Origin of the sequence: Pseudoduganella sp. RAF53_2 (genome assembly GCF_052113985.1) — a bacterium.
Lineage (GTDB): Bacteria > Pseudomonadota > Gammaproteobacteria > Burkholderiales > Burkholderiaceae_D > Rugamonas.
On sequence record NZ_JBFRDW010000655.1, the window covers coordinates 1 to 3,324 of the forward strand.

Below are 3,324 nucleotides of genomic sequence, written 5' to 3' on the forward strand. Positions count from 1 at the left end.
TCGTGGTGGATGGCTCGCGCGAGGCGCCGCGCCTGCTGGTCATCGACACCGCCTGCGGCGTGCCGGCGCATCACCTGCCGCTGATCTTCTCCCGCTTCTATGCCTTCCCGGCGCATAACGGCCCCGGCATCGGCCTGGCCCTGTGCCGCCAGATCCTCACCGCCTGGCAAGCCAGGCTGCGTTGCGTGTCACGCGAGCACGCTTACGCTATATTTGTTCTTGATTTTCCCCGTTCAGGTGACTCATGAAATTGCCCGTCTATTTCCACCCCACGACAACGGTGCTGGTCGATGACAGCGACACGTTTTTGCGCAGCCTGTCCTTCCAGCTCGACCCGTCGCAGCCGAATATCAGCTTCTACGACACGCTCGCAGCACTGGACTGGTTTGGACGCAGCGCGCGCCGTGCCGATCTGCCCCTGCACGTGAATTTCGACGATCCGCACCAGTCGGCGGAACGGCGCAATGTGGAAGTGGACCTGGAACGCATCTGGCGCCTCAGCACGCAGCCGCAGCGCTTCGCCATGCCGTCGGTGCTGGTGGTGGACTACTCCATGCCGCAGATGGATGGACTGGCGTTCTGTCAGGCCCTGCGCACGCATCCCTGCAAGAAGATCCTGTTTACTGGCGCCGCGGACGAGAAAATTGCAGTGGATGCCTTTAACCGCGGCCTGATCGACCGCTACATCCGCAAGAGCGCCGACGATGCGCTCGACCAGCTGGAACGCGAGCTGGCGGATCTGCAAAAACAATTCTTCCAGGAGCAGTCCAAGACCGTGTGCGACATGCTGGCCCTGCACGACTTCAGCTTCCTGAGCTGCGACGCCCTGGCCGGCGTGGTGCAGGCGCTGTACCAGGCCCACGGCTTCGTGGAGCACTACGTCTTCCCCAACCCGAGCGGCATTCTGTTCTTCGACCGCGCGGGCAAGGCTACGCTGATGATTATCGAAACGGAGAAAGGTCTGCGCTCACAGTTCGAAATGGCGTGCGACAGCAATGCGCCGCCTTCCCTGCTGGCCGCGCTGGACGAGCGGCGCATCCTGCCATTTTTCCATCATGTCACAGGCGATGGCATGTACGCGGCCGCCGTGGGCGAGCATTGGCATCGCTACTGCCGCAAGCCTGAAGTCTGCGAAGGCCGTGAGACGTATTACTGGGCGCTGTTCGAGGTGCCGGCCGGTTTCCTGGAAGGCGTCAACACCAGCTTCGACGCCTTCCAGCGCTCACAGCGCCCAGCCCTCGCGGCTTAAGCTTCGCGCAGGGTTTGCAGCGGCGGGTGGTTCAGGACATTGCGCAGTCCCAGCCAGCCGCCGATGATGGCGCATACCGCGCCTGCCACCAGGCCCGCCAGCCACACCCAGGGGCTGAAGGTCCAGGCGAATTTGAACTGATAGGTCGCCAGTCCCCAGCCCATCAGACCCGCGCCCGTCGCTGCCAGCAGGCCGGCCAGTCCGCCCACCAGCARGAACTCGATCATCTGCGCTTGCGACAGCTGCTTGCGCGTGGCGCCCAGTGCACGCAGCAGACCCGCTTCGCGCCGACGCTCATCCTGCGAACCCATGAGCGCCGCGTACAGCACCAGCACGCCCGATACGAGGGTGAAAGCGAATAGGAATTCCACGGCCTGTATCACCTGGTCCAGCACCGACTGCACCTGGCGCAGAATGCCGCCCACATCGACGATGGTCAGGTTGGGATAGTCGCGCGAGAGCGTGGCGGGCAAGCCGGCTGCCTGCTTCGGCAAGTGGAAGGCCGTGATCCAGGTCTGCGGCGTGTCCGCCATCGCCGACGGATTGATGATGACGAAGAAGTTCACACGCATCGAGCCCCACTCCAGCTTGCGCAGGCTGGTGATCTTCGCTTCGACCGGCGAGCCGGCGATATCGAAGCGCATGGTGTCGCCCAGTTTCAGTTTCAGCGTCTTGGCGATGCCCTCCTCCACCGAGGCCTCCGCTGCGCCGGGCTTGTCGGTGTACCACTGTCCCGAGGAGATGCGGTTAGACGGCGGCATGTCCATCATCGTGGACAGGTTAAATTCGCGCTCGGCGAGACCGCGCGCGCCATCTTCATCGGCATAGGTGTCCGGCGTGATGGTCTTGCCATTCACGGCGACAAGGCGGCCGCGCACCATTGGATACAGCGGAATCTCCGCCACGCCGGCATCCGCCAGCCTGGTGCGGATTTCGTCCCTCTGATCCGGCTGGATGTTGATGATGAAGCGGTTCGGCGCATCCGGCGGCGTGGCGTTGCGCCATGCTGTCATCAAGTCGCCGCGCACCACGGTCAGCAGCAGGAGCGCCATCAGGCCCAGGGCCAGCGACACCACTTGCACCACCGTCGCACCCGGACGGCGGCGCAGCGACGTCACCGCAAAGCGCCATGCCTGCGACCCCGCGGCGTGACGCAGGGAGCCAAGCGCGCGCAGTCCCAGCCAGCCGATCAGTGCAAAGGCCGCGAAAGCAGCGAGGAAGCCGCCGCCCGTGAACAGGGCCAGTTTCACATCGCCCGCCTGCCACAGCAGCAGCGCGCCGAATGCCGCGATGCCCATGCCGTAAGTCGCCAGCGCGGCAGGCTTCGGCGCGGCAGCTTCGCGGCGGATCGCGCGGTTGTGCGGCACATTGCGCAGTTGCAGAATCGGCGGCAGCGCGAAGCCCGCCAGCAGCAGCATGCCCGCCGCGATGCCCTGCACCGCAGGCAGCACGCTTGGCGATGGAATATCCGTCGCCACCAGCGATCCAAGCAGCTCCACCAGCGCATAGTGCGCGCCGAAGCCCACGGCCACGCCCAGCAGGCTGCCGGCCAATCCGACGATCAGAAATTCTGTGAGATACAGCACCGTCACCTGATTTTGCGTCAGGCCCAGGCAACGCAGCATGGCGCAGGAATCCAGATGGCGCGTCATGAAGCGGCGCGCAGCCATGGCTACAGCCACCGCAGCCAGCATCGCTGATAGCAAGCCGACCAGGGACAGGAAGCTGTCTGCGCGATCCAGCGTGGCGCTCATTTCCGGCCGGCCGTTTTGCAGCGAGTCGATACGCACGCCGCGCACATTGCCATCCTTGATGGTCTTCTTCAGCCAGTCGCCGAAGTCCTTCACCGTGGCGCCAGGAGCGCCCTTGCCTGCTTCCGCCACCAGCAGCCGATAGCCGACGCGTGCGCCCGGCTGTATCAGCTGGGTCGCGGCCAGATCGTCCATCGCAATCATGGCGCGCGGCGCGAAGTTGATGAAGCCAGAGCCGCGATCAGGTTCGGCCGCAATCAGCTGCGCGATGCGGAACCGGCTTTCGCCAAGTCGCAATTCGCCGCCCACTTTGACGTTCAGGGT

The 3,324-nt window shown here is 64.7% G+C and carries 3 protein-coding genes; 2 read left to right on the forward strand and 1 reads right to left on the reverse strand.

Annotation, left to right across the window (positions count from 1 at the left end; all coding sequences use genetic code 11):
* Together AB4Z11_RS27235 and AB4Z11_RS27240 are read left to right on the forward strand one after the other, a co-directional pair.
* Window positions 1-248, forward strand: a 248-nt coding sequence (locus tag AB4Z11_RS27235) for an ATP-binding protein (protein WP_442028969.1), incomplete at its 5' end; no start/stop codon positions are given.
* Window positions 245-1,249, forward strand: coding sequence for a response regulator (locus AB4Z11_RS27240; protein WP_442028970.1), 1,005 nt, complete (start codon window positions 245-247; stop codon window positions 1,247-1,249). The genes AB4Z11_RS27235 and AB4Z11_RS27240, both read left to right, overlap by 4 nt.
* Here the strand turns inward: AB4Z11_RS27240 and AB4Z11_RS27245 are convergent.
* Window positions 1,246-3,324, reverse strand: a 2,079-nt coding sequence (locus AB4Z11_RS27245) for an ABC transporter permease (RefSeq protein WP_442028971.1), incomplete at its 5' end; no start/stop codon positions are given. The genes AB4Z11_RS27240 and AB4Z11_RS27245 overlap by 4 nt on opposite strands.

Excerpts from the sequence above, each read along its gene's own strand:
- AB4Z11_RS27240 (WP_442028970.1), top strand. The coding sequence starts at position 245 with ATGAAATTGCCCGTCTATTTCCACCCCACGACAACGGTGCTGGTCGAT.